Below are 22552 nucleotides of genomic sequence, written 5' to 3'. Positions count from 1 at the left end.
TTTTCACGCCTCTGGCTGCAGTGGCAGGCCCCATCACAAGACAGGGCTGGCGCAGTCGGGCGTCACAGCCTGAGGTTGCATGGTAGGGGGGCCTGCGCCTGGGAGCGGATCAGGATGCCCCTATGCGGTGGAAAGGCGGCACCGACCCGGGATGGGCCGGTGTCAGATTCACTGGCCGTGATACTCCACCAGGGCCGGCAGAGGGCTGAGTTCCGGCAGGTGGCGTGCCCAGCGCAGGAAGGCATCCGCCAGGGTGATGCCGAGCTCCTGATTGTGCTGGGTCAGGGTGCGGGCAAGGGCCGTGTAGCCCTCCTTGCCGGAGGCGGTATAGGCACTGGAGACCCCGCGATAGATGGCATCCGGCTCGACGTGCAGCCACTGACCCGGGCTGGCTTCCCATTCCAGGCGAGTGATCCTCTCCCCTTTGGGCCTGTCGGCCTGATAGCAGAAGCGCACCCCGGCGGTGTAGGGGAAGCTGCCGCTGCCATTGCCCGTCACCCCGTTGTTGGTGGCGTTGTCGATGGCCCCCTCCAGTGCCTCGGCCAGTTCATGGCCGTGCACCCGGTAGAGGGTAAGGGGAATGGCAAAGGGCAGCAGGCGTCCGGCAACGTCTGCTTCGGTCAGGGGACCGGGCTCGAGGGAGCAGCGCACGCCCCCGGCATTGTGCAGGGCAAAGTCCACCTGACCCACCTGTTCGCGGGCACTGGCCAGCATGGCACTCGCTACCAGGGGGGCGACCTGGCTGCCGGCGGGCAGGTTGGCATCGGGCAGGCGCTGGTGGTGCAGTGGCCCGGCGAGGCGGGTCACGATGCGGCGGGTCATGGTCTCGAGCTCGGGGCGATAACGCCGGGCCAGATGCAGCTCGAGCTCGGGGGCCGGTTCGCAGAAGTGCAGCCCCGCAGGAGGCGGGGAAGCAAAGGGCCAGGGATCCCAGGGTAACCACTCCAGCTGGCCGCGGCTTTGGCACACGCGTCCCTGCTCGTCGAAGGTGAGTTCGCACACCCCGAGACAGAGGGCGCTGTGGGCGGCGTGCAGGATGGCCACCCCGTTCACCATGAGGGGATAGCTGCCTTCGCTGTCGAGCCCGAGCGGCGCCAGATCCCCCAGCAGGCTGTGGGTGTGCCCGCCGACGATGAGGCTGAGCTCGGGGAAGCGGGTCGCCAGTTGCTTGTCCTGCGCCAGACCCAGGTGGCTGAGCAGGATGATGTGCTGGATGCCGGCGGCCTTGATCTCTTCGAGGGCGCGGCTCAAGGTCTCTTCGATACCGTGGAAACGGGTGTGGGGATCGGGGCTCGCGATGGCGGCCATCTGCGGCAGCGTGATGCCGAGCAGGGCGAAGGGCACGTCGTCGATGACGCGCTTGTGCCAGGGGCGGCTCGCGTCAAACAGCTGCGGCAGTCCCTGCAGCCGCAGCTGGGCATCGGCGGGCTCCTGACGGTTGTCGATGTTGGCGGCGAGCACCGGGAAATCGAGCTGGCGCAAAAACTCCACCAGCGGCCCGTTGCCCAGATCGAATTCGTGGTTGCCGATCACCATGGCATCCGGTCGCAAGAGGGCTAGCAGGTCCGCATTGGCCCGCCCTTTGAAACGGTTGAAGTAAAGTGACCCCTGGAAGGTATCGCCGCCATGCAGCAGCAGGCAGGTCTGGCCGGCTGCCTCGGCCTGTTGGCGCAGGGCGGTGAGCCGGGTCAGGATGCGGCCATAGCCGCCGCACTGGGTGCGCCATCCGGACTCGCCATCGGGGGAGAAGCGCATGGGGGCGCCATCGAAATGGGAGTGGCAGTCGCTGAAGTGGGCAAGTTGAACCGTCATACTCAAGGCTCGGTCCTCCTTAGGAAAAAAGAGCACCGAGTCTACTGCATGGGGTGGGGGGGATACCAGCCCGGCGGCAGCCGGGCCGGTAAAGAGTCAGGCGGGAACCATGATCTGGGTGGCGAGGATCACTACCAGCAGGCCGACGGCCACCGGCAGCGAGGTACGTTTGACCACCTCGAACGGAGAGAGATTGCCCATCCCCGCACAGGCGACCACCACCCCGGAGACCGGCGAGATGGTGCGGCCGAGGTTGGATGCCTGCAGCATGGGGATCACCAGATAGGCCGGGTTGACGCCGAGGCTGGTGGCCAAATGGGGGATGAGCTCCACGAAGGCGTAGAAGGGGGCGTTGCCGGAACCCGTGGTGAAGGCCGCCAGGGTGGTGATGACCACCAGCACCAGCATGATGACGATGCCGCCGGTACCGAAGCTCTGGGCCAGATCCAGGAGGTTGGCGATGAAACCAAGCCCCATCAGACCCTGGGCAAAGACCCCGGCACCCACCAGCAGCATCACCACGCCGGCGAAAGCGTCGGCCATGTTGCGCCAGCACACCTGCAGCCCGTCCAGCAGCTCGCGGCCGTTGCGCTTGCGCACCAGCTCCAGCAGGGCGGCCAGCACCAGGCAGATGACGATGATGGTGACGATGTCGAGCTTGGGCCCCAGTTTGCCGTCAAACAGCAGCACACCGATGATGGGGGTGAAGGGCAGGATGGCGTAGAAGCCGGGGGCGTCGGTGACGAGATCGCTCGGGGCGACCGCGGCGTTGTGCTCCCCGGCCTTCTGATCCAGATAACGCTGCCAGAAGAAGTGGGTCACCGCCATGGCGGCGATGGCCACCAGGGAAATGGGCAGGGTCAGCTTGAAGGCAAACTCGATGAGCTCCATGTTCGCGGCCTGGGCTGCCATCACCACGTCCCCCGAGGTGGGGGAGAGGATGATGGCGGCCGGCGAGGCGCACACCGCCGCCGCCGCGCCACGGGAGATCCCCATGTTGACCATCAGCGGGAAGAGGGTGGCCATCAGCAGAACCCCGAGGCCGGTCGCGGAGCTCACCGCCAGCGACATGGCGCAGGCGACCAGATAGGCGGCCACCAGCAGGATGTAGGGGGACTTGATGACACCGAGGGGCTTGCTCGCGATCTTCACCAGTATGGTGTTGGCGCCGATGTGGCTCATGTAGCCGGCAAAGCCGCACAGCACCATGATGAGCATGCCGAGGCCACCCCCCCTGTCGACCAGCAGGAAGCGCACGTATTCGAAGATGTCGGTGGCCATGTGGCCGGTGGAGGGGACGCTCGCCGGCAGCACCGCCTTGCCCATCAGGGCGGTGATCGCCAGCAGCAGCAGGCCGCCGCTGAGCAGTACCCCGGTGGCGGAGTAGCCCTTGAAGATGTAGCGACCCACGGCCAGGGTGACCAGGGTGCCGATCAGGAGTTCTATCATAAAACCTTCCCAAGAGTTGAAGTGAGGGGGTGGCCTGCCAGGGCTCACCAGAGGGTTGCGCTGGACTATCCGGTATCGGCCAACAAAAACACTGCGAATATTACCCACTAAGGAGTATTTCACCATCCATTCGATGGCAGCTTGTGATCTCGACTGCAAATCCCCGCCTGAGCCGGGGTGATGACTCGCACGTTTGCAGCAACCGGGTGCCAAGAGCGGATGACAGGGGGCTGGATCAGGGGTAATCTCCCAATCGGGTTATTAATTCATTGATTATTAATTGAAATTAAGCCGGGACTCACAAGGAGCAAAGCCGCGGACAGATGGGACTCTTCAGCAAGACAGGGGTGACGGTGGCCCTCATTTATGCCGCCTCAATCGGTGCTGTACCTTCCCACTATGCCGGTGTGAAGGTCGCCCCCGATATCAAGGTCGACTTCCAGTTCTATCGGGTCTCCGGGGCCGATGTGGGGGCCGTGATGCGCCAGATCACCGCCTTGTCGCCCACCCAGGCGGACGGGCACATCGGCAAGGCCAGCTATCAGCTCTCCTGGCAGTTGCAGACGAAGGCGACGGCGACACGCTGCGAGCTGGAGCAGGCCAGCGTTCGTGCGCGCATCCAGGTCAGGGTGCCCAACTGGATGGACAAGGCCCGTGCGCCCGCGAAGGAGCGCCAGAAGTGGGACAAGCTGGTGGCCGCCATGTTTGACTACGAGAGCCGTCACAAGGACATCCTGCTGGAGAGCGTGAGCCAGCTTGGCACGCGCCTCGCCCAGTTGCCGGTGACCCGGGATTGCCCAACCCTGGAGCATCAGGGCTGGCAGGCAGGGCAGGCGGTGCTGGAGGCCACCCGGTCGCGGTTCGACACCCTGGCCAGCCAGACCGATCAGGGTCGCAAGCTGGGGGTCGTCTGGCCCAGGGCTGGCTGATAACACGTGTACAGTCCCATGGGCGCTCATGGGAAACATAAAAAACGGGCTGATTGAGCCCGTTTTTTGTTGGTGCGCCCAATGGCGTGGAGGCGGGTAGCCCCGGCTCCTGGGTGGCTAGTCTCGCAGTGGCTTGCCCCTGCGCAGTCTTCGCACCCAGTAGCGGGCGGGATGGAGCGCCTCCAGCAGATCGGCCGCCAGCGGCAGGGGATCGCCGCAGATCTCGCTGGCGACCAGTTCGCCGCACAGGGGCGCCGAGCACAGACCCCGGGAGCCGAGCGCCCCCAGCACGTAGAGGCCGGCGTGCAGGGGCAGTGCGCTCTGCTGATCCGCGGGGGCGTGGACGTCATGATCCGCCAGCGCCGCCAACCGGGCGACGGGCCCGGCGACCGGCAGGTGATCCCGGCTGGCGCAGCGCACCCCGATGCGGGCCTGAGCACCGCTCACATCCACCTCGGCAGGCCAGCGCTGCTGGGGCACACAGGCTTGCAGCCGCGCCCTGTTCTGGTCCTGCTCGTCGGTGCGGTAAGCTAGATCGGTCTGGTTGCGGCCATAGCTGGCCCCGATGCAGTGCGCGCCGTTGTGGGCCGGTGTGAGGTAGCCATCGTAGCAGAGCACGGTCTTGAGCTGGCTCAAGCCAGCCGTGGTCGGCACATGGCTCACCTGGCCGCGCACCGGATAGAGAGGAAGCTCGGCAAAGGGGAGAAGGGTTGGCAACTGATGCCCGGCCGCCACCACCAGATTGGGGGCGTGCCACTGGCGGCCATCCCGGCTCTCCAGGTGCCAGCCACCGTCCTCTTCGGCAATGCGGGTTACAGCGGCATTGAACACCACTTCCAGCCGCCCGCTGGCCTGCGCCTCCCTGATGGCGGCGCGGGTGAGATCCGCCGGACAGAGCCAGCCCCCCAGGGGATAGCTCACACCATCCGCATCGCAGGGCAGGCCGACCACCTGCTCAACCTCCGCTGCCGAGAGTGGGTGCATCAGCTCGGGGGGGAAGGGGCCCTGGCTCATCTTGGCAAGCTTGGCGGCGGATTTGTCGTCGTAGCCGAGTTGGGTGACGCCACACAGCGAGAAGGCGACGGGGTGGTGCTTTGCCAGGGCCAGCAGCCGGTTTCTGGCAAAGCCAAAGGCCAGCGAATAGAAGCGCGACAGGGCATCGTGCTCGCCGTTGAGCAGGGGGTAGAGGGCTCCTTGTCGATTGCCGGAGGCGCCGCTGGCCGGTGCGCCATCTTCGCACAGCAAGGTGACGTGCCGACCCCGCTCCACCAGAGAGAGCGCCGTCATGGCGGAAGCGATGCCGCCACCGATGATGAGCACCTCTCCCTCCCGCCCTGCGGGGCGGGCATACCAGGGGGCGATGCTCTGCTGCGGCACTTTGCCTTCCCGAACACCCGCCAGCATCTCCCGCTTGCTGCCGTGGCCCTTCACCTTCTTCATGGCAAAGCCGGCGGCAATCAGCCCCCGTCGCACGAAACCGGCGCAGGTAAAGGTCGAGAGGGTGGCATCGGGGCGGGCGAGGCGAGCGAGATCGTTGAAGAGATCCTGGGTCCACATCTCTGGGTTCTTGGCAGGGGAGAAACCGTCCAGATACCAGGCGTCCACCAGACCGGTTGCCGGATGGGGCACCTGGGGCAGCATCTCCTTGATGTCGCCAAACCAGAGATCGAGGCGGATGCGGCCATCGGCAAAGAGCAGGCGATGGCAGCCGGAGACCGGCAGCGGCCACTGGTCAATCAGGTCCTGGCTCAGGTGGGAGAGCTCGGGCCAGGCGGCCAGGGCCTTGCGCAGATCGGCCTGGGTAAGAGGGTATTTCTCGACGCTAATGAAGTGCAGCCGGGATCCGTTGCCGGACAGGGGGGCCTGTTCCAGAAAGGCGGCCATTGTGGCCAGAAAGTTAAGTCCTGTACCGAAACCTGTTTCACCAATCACGAAACTGTCACTATCGTGGTGCGAAAATCGCTCTGGCAGTCGATTTTGCTGCAAAAAGACGTAGCGGGTTTCACTTAGACCGTTATCATTGGAAAAGTACACATCCCCGAACTCACTGGAGACTGGAGTTCCCGCTTCGTTCCAGTCCAATCGGGCATGATGTAAGGATGTTTGACTCACGTTTTCCTCGGCTCGCGTCACAAAATCGCGGGCATTCTACGTGAAAGCAGACCAGTTTGGCAGCCGAAAGCGGGTAGACTCGGTGCCAGTTTTTCCAGACGAGATGAATTAATGAGAAGAGCAGTGATCACCGGTATCGGCGTCATCTCCAGTATCGGCAACAACAAGGAAGAGGTGCTGGCCTCCCTGAAAGCAGGTAAATCCGGCATCACCTATTCCGAGCAGTTCGAGCAGTACAACCTGCGCAGCCGTGTCTGGGGTAACATCAAACTCGATCCGTCTGAACTGATCGACCGTAAAGTCATGCGTTTCATGGGTGACGCCGCGGCCTACGCCTACCTCTCCATGCAGCAGGCCATCGAAGATGCCGGCCTGCCGGAAGAGATGGTCTCCAACGAGCGTACCGGCATCGTGACCGGTTCCGGCGGCGCCTCCGGCAAGAACACCTCCGAATCTGCCGATATCGCCCGTGAAAAGGGCGTCAAGCGGGTGGGTCCCTACATGGTGCCGCGTACCATGTCCTCCACCACCTCCGCCTGTCTTGCCACCCCGTTCAAGATCAAGGGTGTCAACTACACCATCAGCTCCGCCTGTGCGACCTCTGCCCACTGCATCGGTCACGCTCTGGAACTGATCCAGCTTGGCAAGCAGGACATCATCTTTGCCGGTGGCGGCGAGGAGCTGGACTGGTCTTCCACCATCCAGTTCGACGCCATGGGCGCGCTCTCCACCAAGTACAACGACAACCCGGAAAAAGCGTCCCGCACCTATGATGCGGACCGCGACGGCTTCGTCATCTCCGGTGGTGGCGGCATCCTGGTGGTCGAGGAGCTGGAACACGCCCTGGCCCGTGGTGCCCACATCTACGCCGAAATCACCGGTTACGGTGCGACTTCCGACGGCTACGACATGGTAGCCCCGAGTGGTGAAGGCGCCGTGCGTTGCATGAAGATGGCGATGCAGGGTGTCGGCAAGGTGGACTACATCAACACTCACGGTACCTCTACTCCGGTTGGTGACACCAAGGAGCTGGAAGCCATTCAGACCCTGTTTGGCAGCAATGCCCCCAAGCTCTCCGCCACCAAGGCGATGACCGGCCATGCCCTGGGCGCCGCCGGCGTGCACGAGGCCGTCTACTCCCTGCTGATGATGGAACACGGCTTCATCGCCCCCAGCATCAACATCGAGAATCTGGACGAGAAAGCCGTGGGCCTGCCCATCGTGCGTGAATACGAAGCGGCCGACCTCAATACCGTCATGTCCAACAGCTTCGGCTTTGGCGGTACCAACGCCTCTCTGGTGTTCAGCAAGTTCAAGGCTTGATCTCCCTGTGGGGAGCGCAACGCGAAATAGAAAAAGGCGCCGAAAGGCGCCTTTTTTATTGAATTCTTTTTATTGAACTCTGCTGATGGTTCCCGGTTTGGGACTGCTGTCTGCCAGGGGCAACCGCATATAGACTGCCCCGTCACCATACTCCACCAGCGATTTGCCGGTGTCGGCGGGCACAAACCCCTGCTTGCGCCAGAAGGCGGGGGCATCCTGAACCGCCACCAGGCCTGCATGGCGATATCCTGCATGGCTCGCGAAAGTGAGCGCCCTTGCCAGCAGTCGCTGTCCGACACCCAGGCCGCGTGCCTTGCTCGAGACAGCGAGATCGTGCAGATAGAACTCGTCGTGACCGGCCAGCGCCTTCATCGGCACCGAGAGGGGCGGGGGCTGGTGGGCACGCCAGGGGTGGCAGAGCAGGTAACCCAGCACCTTGCCCTGACGCTCGGCCACCCAGCAGGAGGCGGGGGCCAGCTCGGTCTTGTTCTGCATCACCTCGAGGGGCTCGGGTTCGAACTGGTGATAACACTCGTGCTGGATGGCCATGATGGCGGGCCAGTCTGGCGTGCGGATGGTGCGGATGGTGATCATGATGCGGGTCGGGTCCGTACTCAAACCGTGGCAAAAAGGGGTGACAGCATACCCCAGAGAGCATACAAACGAAACCGGGTTACCTGTCAGCGACTCGTCAGCGAACCGCCTCCTTGCTCACGATCTTGACCAGCTGGTAGCGCAAGGAAGGGGCATCGGCCGGCACATCGGCAAGTTGCTCCTTGCTCACTTCGAGTTGATAGCGAAAGCCCGGTTCAAAGGTGAAGCCTTCGATCTGCTGATAGAAGAGACTCCAGCTCTCGCCCGGCTGACTGCGCACCTGCATGCACTTCATGGGGGCGACACCGACGCAGTCTGCCAGCTTGTCCTGGATATAGAGGGTTTCGGTGGTCGGGGCGCTCTGGCAGGCGCTGAGCAGGAGGGCGGAGCTGAGGAGCAGGGGAGATTTCATGATGAGTGTCCTTGGCGTAAAAGGGCGCGATTAAACCTGCAAAAGAAAAGGCGGTCAATGACCGCCTTTGTAACAAACCATGACAGATCGGGCTCAGCGCTGGTCGAGGGGCACGAACTCGCGCAGAGGCTGACCGGTGTAGAGCTGACGGGGACGGCCGATCTTCTGATCCGGGTCTGAGTGCATCTCGTTCCAGTGGGCAATCCAGCCGATGGTACGGGAGATGGCGAAGATCACGGTGAACATGGACATGGGGATACCGATGGCCTTCATGATGATGCCGGAGTAGAAGTCCACGTTCGGGTAGAGCTTCTTCTCGATGAAGTAGGGGTCGGACAGCGCGATGCGTTCCAGCTCCATGGCCACGTCCAGCAGCGGATCCTTGATCTGCAGCTCGGTCAGTACCTCGTGGCAGGTTTCACGCATCACGGTGGCACGGGGATCGTGGTTCTTGTAAACCCGGTGACCGAAGCCCATCAGACGGAACGGATCGTTCTTGTCCTTGGCCTTGGCAATGTACTCGGGGATGCGATCCACGGAGCCAATCTCTTCGAGCATCTTGAGGCAGGCTTCGTTGGCACCACCGTGGGCCGGGCCCCACAGGGAGGCGATCCCCGCGGCGATACAGGCAAACGGGTTGGCACCGGAAGAACCGGCCAGACGCACGGTGGAGGTGGAGGCGTTTTGCTCATGATCCGCATGCAGGGTGAAGATGCGGTCCATGGCGCGCTCGACGATGGGGTTGACCTTGTACTCTTCGGTCGGCACGCCAAACATCATGTGCAGGAAGTTGCCTGCATAGGAGAGGGCGTTGCGCGGCTGCATGAAGGGCTGGCCGATGGAGTACTTGTAACACATGGCGGCCAGGGTCGGCATCTTGGAGAGCAGACGGAAGGCACAGATCTCGCGATGCTCCTCGTTGTTGATGTCGAGGGCGTCGTGATAGAAGGCGGACAGCGCGCTGACCACGCCGCACATGACGGCCATGGGGTGGGCGTCGCGGCGGAAGCCGCGGAAGAAGAAGGCGATCTGCTCGTGCACCATGGTGTGGCGGGTGACCAGACGTTCAAATTCCGCATATTGGGTCTTGGTGGGGGCCTCGCCGTACAGCAGGATGTAGCAGACTTCGAGGTAGCTGGCCTGGGTGGCCAACTGGGCGATGGGGTAACCGCGGTGCAGCAAGACACCCTGGTCGCCATCGATGTAGGTGATGGAAGATTTGCAAGAACCGGTGGCCATGAAGCCGGGGTCGAAGGTGAAATATCCTTGCGTGCCCAGCTTTCTGACATCGATCACATCGGGTCCAACGGTACCGGAGAGGATCGGCAATTCAACCGGCTCTTTTCCGGGCAGATGTAGGGTGGCTATCTTATCAGCCATAGCACGTCTCCTTTGCTCTTTTATAATTTGGTTCCAGCCCTACTTTATTACGACTGTTATGACGCTGGCAAAGGTTCTTACCCGTACCACGGCGGCTGGAGCGCCTTATTTGAACCAGAGAACCATGTCTTTGTCAATTTTGCTGGATGATCATTAATGACTTGTTAAAGCTGTTGTGAGATCTGGTTTACGGTTTTGGATTTTCTGTGTAGCTATTTGATTGTCATTGGTTAAGGCCGCCGATATACTGCGCCACGTGGGTGATGGTCGTCGGTGTTTGAAACGCTTTCGCAAAGCCAGATGTGATATCGAAAATGTTATTTTTGGCTTTCCTGAGTTGTTTTGGTAACAAAAACCTAACAAATGCCACTCCTCGCCCTCAAAGCGTGTGAAAACAATAACTAACGTGCTCAATGGAGCTGAGTGGGCAAAGCCGTGAAAAACAAACAGAGACCTGTAAACCTCGACCTACAGACGATCAGCTTTCCTGTCACCGCCATCGCTTCCATCTTGCATCGTGTCTCAGGGGTCATCACCTTTGTGGCATTGGCCATCTTGCTGTGGATGCTTGGTACTTCACTCGCCTCTCCCGAAGGATTTGAATCGGTCGTTGCCATCATGGACAACTTCCTGGTCAAGTTCGTGCTGTGGGGGATCCTGACCGCGCTGGCTTACCACATCGTGGGCGGTCTGCGGCACCTGGTCATGGACATGGGCTATTGGGAAGAGCTGGAATCCGGTAATCAGAGTGCCCGTGTGGCCTTCGTGATCACCGCGGTTTTGGCGGTATTGGCGGGGGTACTGGTATGGTAACCAATTCTGCAACTTTCGGGCGCAGCGGTGTTCATGATTACATCCTGATCCGCGCCACCGCCCTCATCATGACGTGCTACGTCCTCTATCTGGTTGGCTTTGTCGCGTTCAACGACATCACCTACGAGGTGTGGACCGGTTTCTTCTCCAACACCTTCACCAAGGTCTTCACCCTGCTGACGCTCGTATGCGTCTTGATCCACGCCTGGATCGGTCTGTGGCAGGTGCTGACCGACTATATCAAGCCGGTCGGACTGCGCGGTGCGCTGCAGTTTGTGCTGGTGGTGGTGCTGTTTGTCTATGTGATGACTGGTTTCGTCGTGCTGTGGGGTGTGTAAGGTGACTATTCCAACTCGTGAATTTGATGCGGTCGTGATCGGTGCCGGTGGCGCCGGTATGCGCGCCGCGCTGCAGATTGCCCAGTCCGGCAAGAGCTGCGCCCTGTTATCCAAGGTTTTCCCGACCCGTTCCCACACGGTCTCCGCCCAGGGCGGGATCACGGTCGCCCTGGGCAATGCCCACGACGACAACTGGCAGTGGCACATGTATGACACCGTCAAGGGCTCCGATTACATCGGTGATCAGGAAGCCATCGAATACATGTGCAAGACCGGCCCCGAGGCCATCTATGAGCTGGAGAACATGGGCTTGCCTTTCTCCCGCTTTGACAACGGTACCGTCTACCAGCGTCCATTCGGCGGTCAGTCCAAGAACTTCGGCGGTGAGCAGGCTGCCCGCACTGCGGCGGCAGCCGACCGCACCGGTCACGCCCTGCTGCACACCCTGTATCAACAAAACGTCAAGAACAAGACCACCGTCTTTTCCGAGTGGTATGCCCTGGATCTGGTGAAGAACCAGGATGGCCATATCGTCGGCTGTACCGCCATCGACATGGAGAGCGGTGAAGTCGTCTACTTCAAGGCCAAGGCTACCGTGCTCGCCACCGGCGGCGCCGGTCGCATCTACCAGTCCACCACCAACGCACACATCAACACCGGTGACGGCGTCGGCATGGCGCTGCGCGCCGGGGTCGGCGTGCAGGACATGGAGTTCTGGCAGTTCCACCCCACCGGTATCGCCGGGGCAGGGGTACTGGTGACCGAAGGTTGCCGTGGTGAAGGCGGCTACCTGCTGAACAAGGACGGCGAGCGCTTCATGGAGCGTTATGCGCCGAACGCCAAGGACCTGGCCGGTCGCGACGTGGTGGCCCGTTCCATCATGATCGAGATCCGCGAAGGCCGTGGCTGCGACGGTCCCTGGGGCCCGCACATCAAGCTCAAGCTGGATCACCTCGGCAAAGAGGTACTGGAATCCCGTCTGCCGGGTATCTGCGAGCTTTCTCGCACCTTCGCCCACGTGGATCCGGTCAAAGAGCCCATCCCCATCATCCCGACCTGCCACTACATGATGGGCGGCGTGCCGACCAGCGTGAACGGCCAGTGCCTGACCCAGGACAAGGATGGCAACGACGTGCCGGTTGTCGGTCTGTTCGCGGTGGGCGAGATCGCCTGCGTCTCCGTGCACGGTGCCAACCGTCTGGGTGGCAACTCCCTGCTGGATCTGGTGGTGTTCGGTCGTGCTGCCGGCATGCACCTGGTGGAGACCCTTGGTTCGATGGAGCACGGTGTGGAAGCCACCGACGCCGATATCGCCAAGGCGCTGGAGCGCTTCAACCGCTGGGAAAACAACCGTGACGGGGAAGACCCGGCCCAGATCCGCAAGGATCTGCAGCGCTGCATGCAGAACAACTTCTCCGTGTTCCGGGAAGGGGATGCCATGGCAGAAGGGCTGGCCGAGCTGAAACTCATCCGCGAGCGTCTCAAGAACGCCCGTCTGGACGACACCTCCAAGGAGTTCAATACCCAGCGCATCGAGTGCCTGGAGCTGGACAACCTGATGGAGACCGCCTATGCCACCGCGGTGGCGGCGAACTTCCGTACCGAGAGTCGTGGCGCCCACAGCCGCTTCGACTTCCCGGAGCGTGACGATGAGAGCTGGCTGTGCCACAGCCTCTATCATCCGGACACCGAGTCCATGACCCGTCGCGCTGTCAACATGTCACCCAAGACCCGTGAGGCGTTCCCGCCCAAGGTCCGGACTTACTGATTGCGGAGCCAAGCACAATGAACGTCACATTCTCTGTCTACAGATACAATCCGGACGTTGATAACGTCCCGTATATGAAGGATTATCGTCTTGATATTCCTGAAGGTTCCGACATGATGGTGCTCGACGCACTGATCCAGCTCAAGGAGCTGGATCCCACGCTCGCCTTCCGCCGCTCCTGCCGCGAAGGGGTCTGTGGATCTGACGGTCTCAACATGAATGGCAAGAACGGTCTGGCCTGCATCACGCCGCTCTCCGATCTCTTGAAGAAGGGCAGCAAGGTCGTCATTCGGCCCTTGCCCGGTCTGCCGGTGATCCGGGATCTGGTGATCGACATGACCCAGTTCTACACCCAGTGGGAGAAGGTCAAACCCTTCCTCATCAACGACGAAAAACTGCCGCCCGTGCGTGAGCACCTGCAATCCCCCGAAGAGCGCGCCAAGCTGGATGGCCTGTACGAGTGCATACTCTGTGCCTGCTGCTCCACCTCTTGCCCCTCCTTCTGGTGGAACCCGGACAAGTTCATCGGTCCGGCCGGCCTGCTCGCCGCCTATCGCTGGCTGGCGGACAGCCGCGACACTGCGGCCAGTGAGCGACTGGGCAACCTGGATGACGCCTTCAGCGTGTTCCGCTGCCACGGCATCATGAACTGCGTGAACGTCTGTCCCAAGGGCTTGAACCCGACCAAGGCCATCGGTCAGATCAAGTCGATGTTGCTCAACCGGGCCGTGTAGTATCGGGGCCAGGGCGCCTTGCGCCGGGCCCGACCTCTGGATAGCCATCCCGCCCCGGGATGGCTATGACCCTACAAGCTGCAGTGCAGCGAACAAGATGTACAAGGGATAGAAATGCATAACGGCGTGATGAAGGCCTGGTTGGAGTCATCTCACCTGGCTGGTGCGAATGCAAGCTACATTGAGGATTTGTACGAATCCTTCCTGGAAAACCCCGACTCCGTTGCCGACGAATGGCGCAGCCTGTTCCAGTCGCTGCCCCAGGTCAACGGACATGCAGTAGAACAACCCCACTCCCAGGTTCGCGACTATTTCCGCCGCCTGGCCAAGGACTCCTCCCGTTACAGCGCTCCCGTCTCCGATCCCCAGGTGGATGCCAAACAGGTTCGCGTACTGCAACTGATCAACGCCTTCCGCTTCCGCGGTCACCAGAACGCCAACCTGGACCCCCTGGGTCTGTGGCAGCGCGAGCCGGTCGCCGAGCTGGACCCGGCCTTCCACAACCTGCAAGGTGCAGACATGGAGGCCACCTTCAATGTGGGCTCCTACGCCATCGGTCGCGAGACCATGGTGCTCTCCGATCTGTATGCCTCGCTGAAGAAAACCTATTGCGGCAGCATCGGCGCCGACTACATGCACCTCACCTCCACCGAGGAGAAGCGCTGGCTGCAAGACAGGCTGGAATCCATCGAAGGGAAGGGCAACTATACCCTCGAAGAGAAGACCCGCTTCCTCGAGAGCCTGACCGCCGCCGAAGGGCTGGAAAAATACCTGGGTGCCAAGTTCCCGGGGGCCAAGCGTTTCTCCCTGGAAGGGGGCGATGCCATGGTGCCCATGCTCAAAGAGCTTATTCGCCGCGCAGGTGAGCAGGGTTGCAAGGAAGCCGTCATCGGCATGGCCCACCGTGGTCGCCTCAACGTGCTCATCAACGTGCTGGGCAAGCGCGCCCAGGACCTGTTCGACGAGTTTGCCGGCAAGCACGGCGAATCCTGGGGCACAGGGGACGTGAAGTACCACATGGGCTTCTCCTCCGACTTCGCCACCCCGGGCGGCAACGTCCACCTGGCGCTCGCCTTCAACCCGTCTCACCTCGAGATCGTCAACCCCGTGGTCATCGGCTCCGTGCGTGCCCGTATGGACCGTCGCGGTGACAAGGACGGCTCCAGCGTCCTGCCCATCACCATCCACGGTGACTCCGCCATCGCGGGGCAGGGGGTCGTTGCCGAGACCTTCAACATGTCCCAGACCCGAGCCTATGGCGTGGGCGGCACGGTGCGCATCGTCATCAACAACCAGGTAGGCTTCACCACCTCCTATATCCGTGACCTGCGCTCCACCGAATATTGCACCGACATCGCCAAGGCGGTGCAGGCCCCTGTGCTGCATGTCAACGGGGATGACCCGGAAGCCGTGGTGCTGGTGACCCAGATCGCCCTGGATTACCGCAACACCTTCAAACGCGACGTGGTGATCGAGCTGGTCTGCTACCGTCGTCACGGCCACAACGAGGCTGACGAGCCGAGCGCGACCCAGCCCCTGATGTATCAGAAGATCAAGCAGCACCCGACTCCGCGCAAGATCTACGCCGATCAGCTGATCGCCGAAGGAGCCATCGCGCCTGAGCTGGCCACCACGCTAGTCAACGACTATCGCGATACCCTGGATCGGGGCGAGCGGGTGAGCAAGGAATGGCGCCCCATGGAGCTGCACTCCGTGGACTGGACCCCGTATCTGGGTCACGACTGGGCCATGGCCTATGACAGCACTGTGCCCATGGATCATCTGAAGGCCCTGGGCGAGCGCATCAGCCAGTACCCGGCCACCCATGTGCTGCAACGTCAGGTCGAGAAGATCTACGAAGACCGTCGCCTGATGGCCGCCGGTGAGAAGCTGGTGGACTGGGGCTTTGCCGAGACTCTGGCCTACGCCACCCTGGTGGACAAGGGCTCCCGCATTCGCTTCACCGGGGAAGACTCCGGCCGCGGTACCTTCTTCCATCGCCACGCCGTGCTGCACAGCCAGACCGATGCCAGCACCTACACCCCGCTGTGCAACCTGCATGACGAGCAGGGTCCGTTCGAGGTGTACGACTCCGTGCTGACCGAGAACGCGGTCCTGGCGTTTGAATATGGCTACGCCAGCGCGGAGCCAGCTGGTCTCACCATCTGGGAAGCCCAGTTCGGTGACTTCGCCAACTGCGCCCAGGTGGTGGTGGATCAGTTCCTCTCCTCCGGCGAGCAGAAGTGGGGCCGGATGTGCGGCCTGACCATGCTGCTGCCCCACGGTTACGAGGGCCAGGGCCCGGAGCACTCCTCCGCCCGTCTGGAGCGTTACCTGCAGATGTGCGCCCAGCACAACATGCAGGTGTGCGTGCCCTCCACCCCGGCGCAGGTGTTCCACATGCTGCGCCGTCAGGTAGTGCGCCCCATGCGCCGTCCGCTCATCGTGATGACGCCCAAATCCCTGCTGCGCCACCCGCTGGCGGTGAGCAAGCTCGAAGAGCTGGCGGAGGGCACCTTCCAGAACGCCATCGGCGAAATCGATGCACTGGATCCCAAAGGCGTCAAGCGCGTGGTCTTCTGCTCCGGCAAGGTCTACTACGACCTGCTCGATGCCCGTCGCAAGGCCGAGCAGCAGGATGTGGCCCTGGTACGGATCGAGCAGCTCTACCCCTTCCCGGAAGAGGAAGTGCGCGCCATCCTGGCCGATTATGCCCACGTCACCGACTTCGTCTGGTGTCAGGAAGAGCCGCAGAACCAGGGCGCCTGGTACAGCACCCGTCATCACTACGACAGCGTGCTGCCAAGTCATGCCCGTCTGCGTTATGCCGGTCGCCCGGCCTCGGCCTCACCGGCCGTCGGTTACATGTCCGTCCACGCCAAGCAGCAAAAAGCCCTGGTGGAAGACGCCCTTACCCTGGAATGAACGAGTTGTGGATGAGAGGGCCCGTGTCGGGACCCTCTCTGACCTGGAACAAGCCTGCTGGCCAAGAAGTAACAAGGAACTGATTACATGACTATCGAGATCAAGGTACCGGACCTGCCGGAATCAGTGGCGGATGCCACCATCGCGACCTGGCACAAGAAACCGGGTGATCTGGTTGCCCGTGACGAAGTGCTGGTTGACATCGAAACCGATAAAGTCGTGCTGGAAGTGCCCGCGCCGGAAGCCGGCGTACTGGGCGACATCCTGCAGAGCGAAGGGGCGACCGTGCTCTCCCGCCAGCTGATCGCCATGCTCAAGCCGGCCCCCGTTGCCGGTGAAGCGACCAGCGAGAAGCCGGTGGAAGCCGTGGCCGATGACGCTGCCGATGGCCTGAGCCCCTCCGTGCGCCGCATGGTGGCCGAGCACGACATCGACGTCGCCAAGCTGACCGGCACCGGCAAGGGGGGTCGTGTCACCAAGGAAGACGTGGAAGCCTTCATCAAGAATCTGGGCAAGCCGGCAGCCCCTGTCGCTGCCGTGGCCGCCGCACCGGTTGCGCCCATAGCCCCGCTGGCTGGTCGCACCGAGAAGCGCGTGCCCATGACCCGTCTGCGCAAGCGCATCGCCGAGCGTCTGCTGGAGGCCAAGAACACCACCGCCATGCTGACCACCTTCAACGAGATCAACATGGCGCCCATCATGAAGCTGCGCAAGCAGTACGGCGAGATCTTCGAGAAGAAGCACGGCATCAAGCTCGGCTTCATGTCCTTCTATGTGAAGGCCGTGGTCGAATCCCTCAAGCGCTACCCGGAAGTGAACGCGGCGCTGGACGGTGACGACATCGTCTACCACAACTATTTCGACGTCAGCATCGCCGTCTCCACCCCCCGTGGTCTGGTGACCCCGGTGCTGCGCGACTGCGACAACATGAGCCTGGCGGACATCGAGAAGGCCATCAAGGATCTGGCCGGCAAGGGCCGTGACGGCAAGCTGACCGTGGATGAACTGACTGGCGGCAACTTCACCATCACCAACGGCGGCGTGTTCGGCTCCCTGATGTCCACCCCCATCATCAACCCGCCCCAGAGCGCCATTCTGGGTATGCACAAGATCCAGGACCGCCCCATGGCCGTCGACGGCAAGGTCGAGATCCTGCCGATGATGTACCTGGCGCTCTCCTACGATCACCGCATCATCGACGGCCGCGAGTCCGTGGGCTTCCTGGTCTCCATCAAGGAGCTCCTGGAAGACCCGACCCGTCTGCTGTTGGATGTCTGAGCAAGCGTGACTGAAAGATAACGAGGGGCCGCCCAGGCCCCCATTCACAGGGGATTGAGAAACACGAGCCCCGGACGGAAATACCTACAACACGGATAGAGCATCTATGAATCTGCATGAATATCAGGCAAAACAGCTGTTTGCCGAGTATGGCCTGCCGGTCTCCGAAGGTTATGCCTGTGCCACCCCGCAGGAAGCGGCCGAAGCGGCCGACAAGATTGGCGGCAACACCTGGGTCGTCAAGTGCCAGGTCCACGCCGGTGGCCGCGGTAAAGCGGGCGGCGTCAAGCTGGCCAAGAGCAAGGACGAGATCCGCGCCTTCGCCCAGAACTGGCTCGGCAAGAACCTGGTGACCTATCAGACTGACGCCAACGGTCAGCCGGTCACCAAGATCCTGGTAGAGTCCTGCACCGACATCGCCAAGGAACTGTACCTGGGCGCCGTGGTCGACCGTGGCTCTCGCCGCGTGGTCTTCATGGCTTCCACCGAAGGTGGTGTGGAGATCGAGAAAGTTGCCCACGAAACCCCGGAACTCATTCACAAGGCCGCCATCGATCCCCTGGTGGGCCCGCAGCCCTACCAGGCCCGCGAGCTGGCCTTCAAGCTGGGTCTGGTCGGCGATCAGATCAAGCAGTTCACCAAGATCTTCATGGGTCTGGGCCAGATGTTCCTGGACTGCGACTTCGCCCTGCTGGAGATCAACCCCCTGGTCATCACCGACAAGGGCAACCTGCACTGCCTCGACGGCAAGATCAACATCGACGCCAACGCACTGTATCGCCAGCCCAAGCTGCGCGAGATGCACGATCCCTCCCAGGATGACCCCCGCGAAGCGCACGCCGCCCAGTGGGAGCTGAACTATGTGGCGCTCGATGGCAACATCGGCTGCATGGTCAACGGCGCGGGCCTGGCCATGGGCACCATGGACATCGTCAACCTGCACGGCGGTTCCCCGGCCAACTTCCTGGACGTCGGCGGCGGCGCCACCAAGGAGCGCGTGACCGAGGCCTTCAAGATCATCCTCTCCGACAGCAAGGTACAAGCCGTGCTGGTCAACATCTTCGGTGGCATCGTGCGCTGCGACATGATCGCAGAAGGCATCATCGGCGCCGTGAAGGAAGTGGGGGTGAAAGTGCCCGTGGTGGTGCGTCTGGAAGGCAACAATGCCGAACTGGGTGCCCGTAAACTGGCCGACAGCGGCCTCAATATCATCGCCGCAACGAGTCTGACTGACGCAGCTCAGCAAGTGGTAAAAGCAGCGGAGGCCAAATAATGAGCGTTCTGATCAACAAAGACACCAAGGTGATCTGCCAGGGCTTTACCGGCGGTCAGGGTACCTTCCACTCCGAACAGGCCATTGCCTACGGTACCCAGATGGTCGGCGGCGTGTCCCCGGGCAAGGGTGGCACCACCCACCTGGGCCTGCCGGTGTTCAACACCGTCCGTGACGCCGTGGAAGCCACCGGCGCCACTGCCTCCGTCATCTATGTACCGGCCCCGTTCTGCAAGGACGCCATCCTGGAAGCCATCGATGCCGGCATCAAGCTGATTGTCACCATCACCGAAGGCATCCCGACCCTGGACATGCTGGACGTCAAGGTGAAGCTGCAGGAAACCGGCGTGCGCATGATCGGCCCCAACTGCCCGGGCGTCATCACCCCGGGTGAGTGCAAGATTGGCATCATGCCGGGCCACATCCACAAGCCGGGCAAGGTGGGCATCGTCTCCCGCTCCGGCACCCTGACCTATGAAGCGGTCAAGCAGACCACGGATGAGGGCTTCGGCCAGTCCACCTGCGTCGGTATCGGTGGCGACCCCATCCCGGGTTCCAACTTTATCGACATCCTCGAGATGTTCCAGAATGACCCGCAGACCGAAGCGATCGTGATGATCGGCGAGATCGGCGGCAACGCCGAGGAAGACGCGGCAGCCTACATCAAGGCCCACGTCACCAAGCCGGTGGTCTCCTACATCGCGGGTGTCACCGCCCCGGCTGGCAAGCGCATGGGTCATGCGGGCGCCATCATCGCCGGTGGCAAAGGCACCGCGGCCGAGAAATTTGCCGCCCTGGAAGATGCCGGCGTGAAAACCGTGCGGTCGCTCGCCGATATCGGCAAGGCCCTGCGTGAAGTGACCGGCTGGTAAGTTAGCCTGTTATCTCAGATAGCAAAATGCCGCCCTAGGGCGGCATTTTATATGGAGATTAGTGATAGCGGGGTCGCCAAGAAGTAGTTTTATTTACACGACGTCAGAGTGTTCCTTGCTTTAGAGAGTACATAGCACCAGTCTATGCATAAATAAAAATGTGTGGCATATTTTTAGACATAATAGCAAGTTACGACAATATACTCTAATTACAATCTTTAGCTTGGTGGTAAGTTAACTTTGAGTAGATGGGAAATATTGGCATCATCAATCGTTAGGCCCCTCTATGCGCACTAATTACGTCCTTATTGATTTTGAGAATGTTCAGCCTGAGCGTCTCGCTGTTTTGGCCAAAGATCACTTCAAAATCTTGGTCTTTGTTGGAGCTAATCAGTCTAAGCTCGCCTTCGATACGGTCTCAGTGATCCAGCAGCTTGGCGATAAAGCTCAGTACATCAAAATTGCGGGAAGTGGTCCGAATGCTCTGGACTTTCATATAGCATTTTACATCGGACAACTGGCAGCATCAGATCCTACAGGTTTTTTTCATATAATCTCGAAGGACAAGGGTTTTGATCCGCTAATACAACATCTGAAAGACAAGAAAATATTCGCAGCTCGAACAGAACAAGTTGTAGACATACCTCTTATTAGGAGTTATAGCGCAAAGACTCCTTTGGAGCGAATGGCGGTCGTGCTTAAGAAGCTCCAACAGATGAAGACATCTCGACCTCGAGTTCTAGCTACATTGAACAGCACGATTGCTGCGTTATTTCAGAAGCAACTCACAGATGAAGACGTACAAAATATCATTCAAGCGTTGCTCAGTGCTGGTTATATCTCTGTTAATGGAAATAAAGTCTCCTATCCGCTTTGCTTAGACACTTTATGAAATGGTTCGATCATTGCATTGCTTAAGAGCATTGGTTCGATTCGCAAAGCGTATTCGGACGATCGGGGGATTAGTGTGCCGTAGAGATTGCCTGCGGCCAGAATCGAGGGCTCAAAATTGTTACGTTGCTGCAACCAAGTTGGCTGATGCTGTTTCGCTGGTGAATCAATCTGTCGCCGTTTTGGGCAATAAGCCGGCCACGGTGGTTGCTAATGCCTCCTCCGTCCAGGTCAAAGGGTCATGCTGAACCCGGGTTAGCTCCCGCTTATTGACCCTTGCACAACGTTCCTCGCTATCAGGGCTGGCTATCACTCGCGTCATAAAAATGCGGACCCAATAGTCTGCATGTCGCAGGCAAAGGCGTCGGGCTTACGGCATTTCGCTTTGCTCGCAGTGCATGGCAGGCTTAGCCTTGATTGGGTAAATCGGTCTTGCTGTAAAAGACGATGTGAGTAACGTGGGGATCGTTGATCTGTTCCAGAATACCGACCTAGAGTTCATAGGCGAAACCGCCACCAACCTTGAAAAATCGGGCCATAGGGCGTATAACCACGCGCTTGTCAGTGTATTGAGTGAGCCAACTTTTATGCAGCAGAGTGAACCCGTGCAGAACGCCCCCTTTTGGCAGGTAAAAAGCCTGCAGCAGATGACCATGACCGAGTGGGAGTCCCTGTGCGATGGCTGCGGCAAGTGCTGCCTGAACAAGCTGATCGACGAGGACACCGAGGAGCTGGTGTTCACCAACGTGGCCTGCAACCTGCTCAATACCAAGACCTGCCAGTGCTCCGACTACGGCAACCGCTTCAAAAAAGAGCCGGACTGCCTGCAGATCACCCACGACAAGATTGCCGAATATGACTGGCTGCCCTCGACCTGTGCCTATCGCCTGCTGGCGGAGGGGCATAGCCTGCCGACTTGGCATCCCCTTATCACCGGCAGCCGCAGCGCCATGCACCAGGCCGGTCAGTCGGTGCGCGGCAAGGTGATCCATGAGGTACATGCCGGCGATTGGGCCGACCATATCATCACCTGGGCGAGCTAAGCCTCAAACCACCGTTTATTGCTTACTATAGGGGCAGGGGAGTGAGACTCCGCTGCCCCTGTAGTTTTTGGCATATAAATGATGAGTTTTTTGCGATCAAGGCAGTTTAAAGCGTCATGGTGAGATGAAAGCATCGTGAAGTCGTGAGAGGTCGCCCCTGACGCAGCCAGCCCCCGTTAAACCGCATCCATGACACAAGGGCTGCAGAGCACACTCTGCAGCCCTTGTTGCTTTCTGGCGCTTGCTAGCGATGTAGAGTGGTTTCCCCTCACCCTGACCCTCTCCCAAGGGGAGAGGGAATAGATCGAGGTTGCTATGCAAAACTCGTGGTGGTCGAGCATGGTTCTGCTCTGCTTTTCTGAGTACCTGAGTACCTGAGTACCTGAGTACCTGAGTACCTGAGTACCTGAGTACCTGAGTACCTGAGTACCTGAGTACCTGAGTACCTGAGTACCTGAGTACCTGAGTACCTGAGTACCTGAGTACCTGAGTACCTGAGTACCTGAGTACTTGAGTACCTGAGTACCTGAGTACCTGAGTACCTGAGTACCTGAGTACCTGAGTACCTGAGTACCTGAGTACCTGAGTACCTGAGTACCTGAGTAC

Annotated in this window: 18 protein-coding genes; 12 read left to right on the top strand and 6 right to left on the bottom strand. The window is 60.8% G+C overall.

Translation table 11 applies throughout. The features are described 5' to 3' along the window. Positions 1 to 168 precede the first annotated feature (168 nt). Both AB5Y68_RS09150 and dcuC read right to left on the bottom strand, forming a co-directional pair. Positions 169 to 1818 (bottom strand): bifunctional UDP-sugar hydrolase/5'-nucleotidase, encoded by a 1650-nt coding sequence (locus AB5Y68_RS09150; RefSeq protein ID WP_039040086.1) that lies wholly within the window; start codon positions 1816 to 1818, stop codon positions 169 to 171. 90 nt (positions 1819 to 1908) lie between these two features. Continuing rightward, positions 1909 to 3261 (bottom strand): anaerobic C4-dicarboxylate transporter DcuC, encoded by a 1353-nt coding sequence (gene dcuC / locus AB5Y68_RS09145; RefSeq protein WP_039040085.1) that lies wholly within the window; start codon positions 3259 to 3261, stop codon positions 1909 to 1911. A gap of 323 nt (positions 3262 to 3584) precedes the next feature. Here dcuC and AB5Y68_RS09140 point away from each other — a divergent pair, with 323 nt between their 5' ends. Next, positions 3585 to 4190, top strand: coding sequence for a DUF922 domain-containing protein (locus AB5Y68_RS09140; RefSeq protein ID WP_039040084.1), 606 nt, complete (start codon positions 3585 to 3587; stop codon positions 4188 to 4190). A 117-nt stretch (positions 4191 to 4307) separates the two neighbouring features. Here AB5Y68_RS09140 and mnmC read toward each other — a convergent pair whose 3' ends face one another. Continuing rightward, the gene (gene mnmC, locus AB5Y68_RS09135; protein ID WP_200886019.1) at positions 4308 to 6323 is read right to left on the bottom strand and encodes a bifunctional tRNA (5-methylaminomethyl-2-thiouridine)(34)-methyltransferase MnmD/FAD-dependent 5-carboxymethylaminomethyl-2-thiouridine(34) oxidoreductase MnmC; all 2016 of its coding nucleotides are present in this window, start codon (positions 6321 to 6323) and stop codon (positions 4308 to 4310) included. A 90-nt stretch (positions 6324 to 6413) separates the two neighbouring features. Between mnmC and fabB the strand changes: the two genes are divergently transcribed. After that, a complete protein-coding gene (gene fabB / locus AB5Y68_RS09130) occupies positions 6414 to 7625 on the top strand; it encodes a beta-ketoacyl-ACP synthase I (RefSeq protein WP_029314417.1) in 1212 nt (403 codons plus the stop codon). Positions 7626 to 7694: 69 nt separating this feature from the next. Here the strand turns inward: fabB and AB5Y68_RS09125 are convergent, their stop codons facing one another. The 3 genes from AB5Y68_RS09125 to AB5Y68_RS09115 all read right to left on the bottom strand — a co-directional run bounded on the left by AB5Y68_RS09125 (position 7695) and on the right by AB5Y68_RS09115 (position 10011). Next, positions 7695 to 8219, bottom strand: a complete 525-nt coding sequence (locus AB5Y68_RS09125) for a GNAT family N-acetyltransferase (RefSeq protein WP_039040082.1) — start codon at positions 8217 to 8219, stop codon at positions 7695 to 7697. A 97-nt stretch (positions 8220 to 8316) separates the two neighbouring features. Further along, positions 8317 to 8631, bottom strand: coding sequence for a DUF4377 domain-containing protein (locus AB5Y68_RS09120; RefSeq protein ID WP_039040081.1), 315 nt, complete (start codon positions 8629 to 8631; stop codon positions 8317 to 8319). A gap of 93 nt (positions 8632 to 8724) precedes the next feature. Further along, positions 8725 to 10011: a citrate synthase gene (locus AB5Y68_RS09115; protein ID WP_039040080.1), complete on the bottom strand. Its 1287-nt coding sequence runs from the start codon at positions 10009 to 10011 to the stop codon at positions 8725 to 8727. Positions 10012 to 10434: 423 nt separating this feature from the next. Here AB5Y68_RS09115 and sdhC point away from each other — a divergent pair, with 423 nt between their 5' ends. From sdhC to AB5Y68_RS09065, 10 genes are all read left to right on the top strand, one after another. After that, positions 10435 to 10824, top strand: a complete 390-nt coding sequence (sdhC, locus tag AB5Y68_RS09110) for a succinate dehydrogenase cytochrome b556 subunit (RefSeq protein ID WP_029314418.1) — start codon at positions 10435 to 10437, stop codon at positions 10822 to 10824. Then, complete coding sequence (sdhD, locus tag AB5Y68_RS09105) at positions 10818 to 11162, top strand: succinate dehydrogenase, hydrophobic membrane anchor protein (protein WP_010674495.1); 345 nt, start codon at positions 10818 to 10820, stop codon at positions 11160 to 11162. Before sdhC ends, sdhD begins: the two co-directional genes overlap by 7 nt. Position 11163: 1 nt before the next feature. Further along, complete coding sequence (gene sdhA / locus AB5Y68_RS09100) at positions 11164 to 12930, top strand: succinate dehydrogenase flavoprotein subunit (protein ID WP_029314421.1); 1767 nt, start codon at positions 11164 to 11166, stop codon at positions 12928 to 12930. 17 nt (positions 12931 to 12947) lie between these two features. Continuing rightward, positions 12948 to 13664, top strand: a complete 717-nt coding sequence (locus AB5Y68_RS09095) for a succinate dehydrogenase iron-sulfur subunit (RefSeq protein WP_010674497.1) — start codon at positions 12948 to 12950, stop codon at positions 13662 to 13664. A gap of 114 nt (positions 13665 to 13778) precedes the next feature. Further along, entirely contained in the window at positions 13779 to 16589 is a 2811-nt protein-coding gene (sucA, locus tag AB5Y68_RS09090; protein WP_039040079.1) for a 2-oxoglutarate dehydrogenase E1 component, read from the top strand. An 87-nt stretch (positions 16590 to 16676) separates the two neighbouring features. Beyond that, positions 16677 to 17867, top strand: coding sequence for a 2-oxoglutarate dehydrogenase complex dihydrolipoyllysine-residue succinyltransferase (gene odhB / locus AB5Y68_RS09085; protein ID WP_039040078.1), 1191 nt, complete (start codon positions 16677 to 16679; stop codon positions 17865 to 17867). Between the two features lie 106 nt (positions 17868 to 17973). Beyond that, positions 17974 to 19140, top strand: a complete 1167-nt coding sequence (gene sucC / locus AB5Y68_RS09080; protein ID WP_005300220.1) for an ADP-forming succinate--CoA ligase subunit beta — start codon at positions 17974 to 17976, stop codon at positions 19138 to 19140. Continuing rightward, positions 19140 to 20012, top strand: coding sequence for a succinate--CoA ligase subunit alpha (sucD, locus tag AB5Y68_RS09075; protein ID WP_005300222.1), 873 nt, complete (start codon positions 19140 to 19142; stop codon positions 20010 to 20012). The genes sucC and sucD overlap by 1 nt, the downstream gene beginning before the upstream one ends. A gap of 286 nt (positions 20013 to 20298) precedes the next feature. Then, entirely contained in the window at positions 20299 to 20904 is a 606-nt protein-coding gene (locus AB5Y68_RS09070) for a PIN domain-containing protein (protein ID WP_039040077.1), read from the top strand. Positions 20905 to 21490: 586 nt separating this feature from the next. After that, the gene (locus tag AB5Y68_RS09065; RefSeq protein WP_039040076.1) at positions 21491 to 21946 is read left to right on the top strand and encodes a YcgN family cysteine cluster protein; all 456 of its coding nucleotides are present in this window, start codon (positions 21491 to 21493) and stop codon (positions 21944 to 21946) included. Positions 21947 to 22552: the final 606 nt, after the last annotated feature.

This window comes from Aeromonas sp. R6-1 (assembly GCF_040908165.1).
Lineage (GTDB): Bacteria > Pseudomonadota > Gammaproteobacteria > Enterobacterales > Aeromonadaceae > Aeromonas > Aeromonas caviae.
Note: the sequence above shows the minus strand (reverse complement) of the source record. Positions and strands in the feature narration are given on the sequence as shown.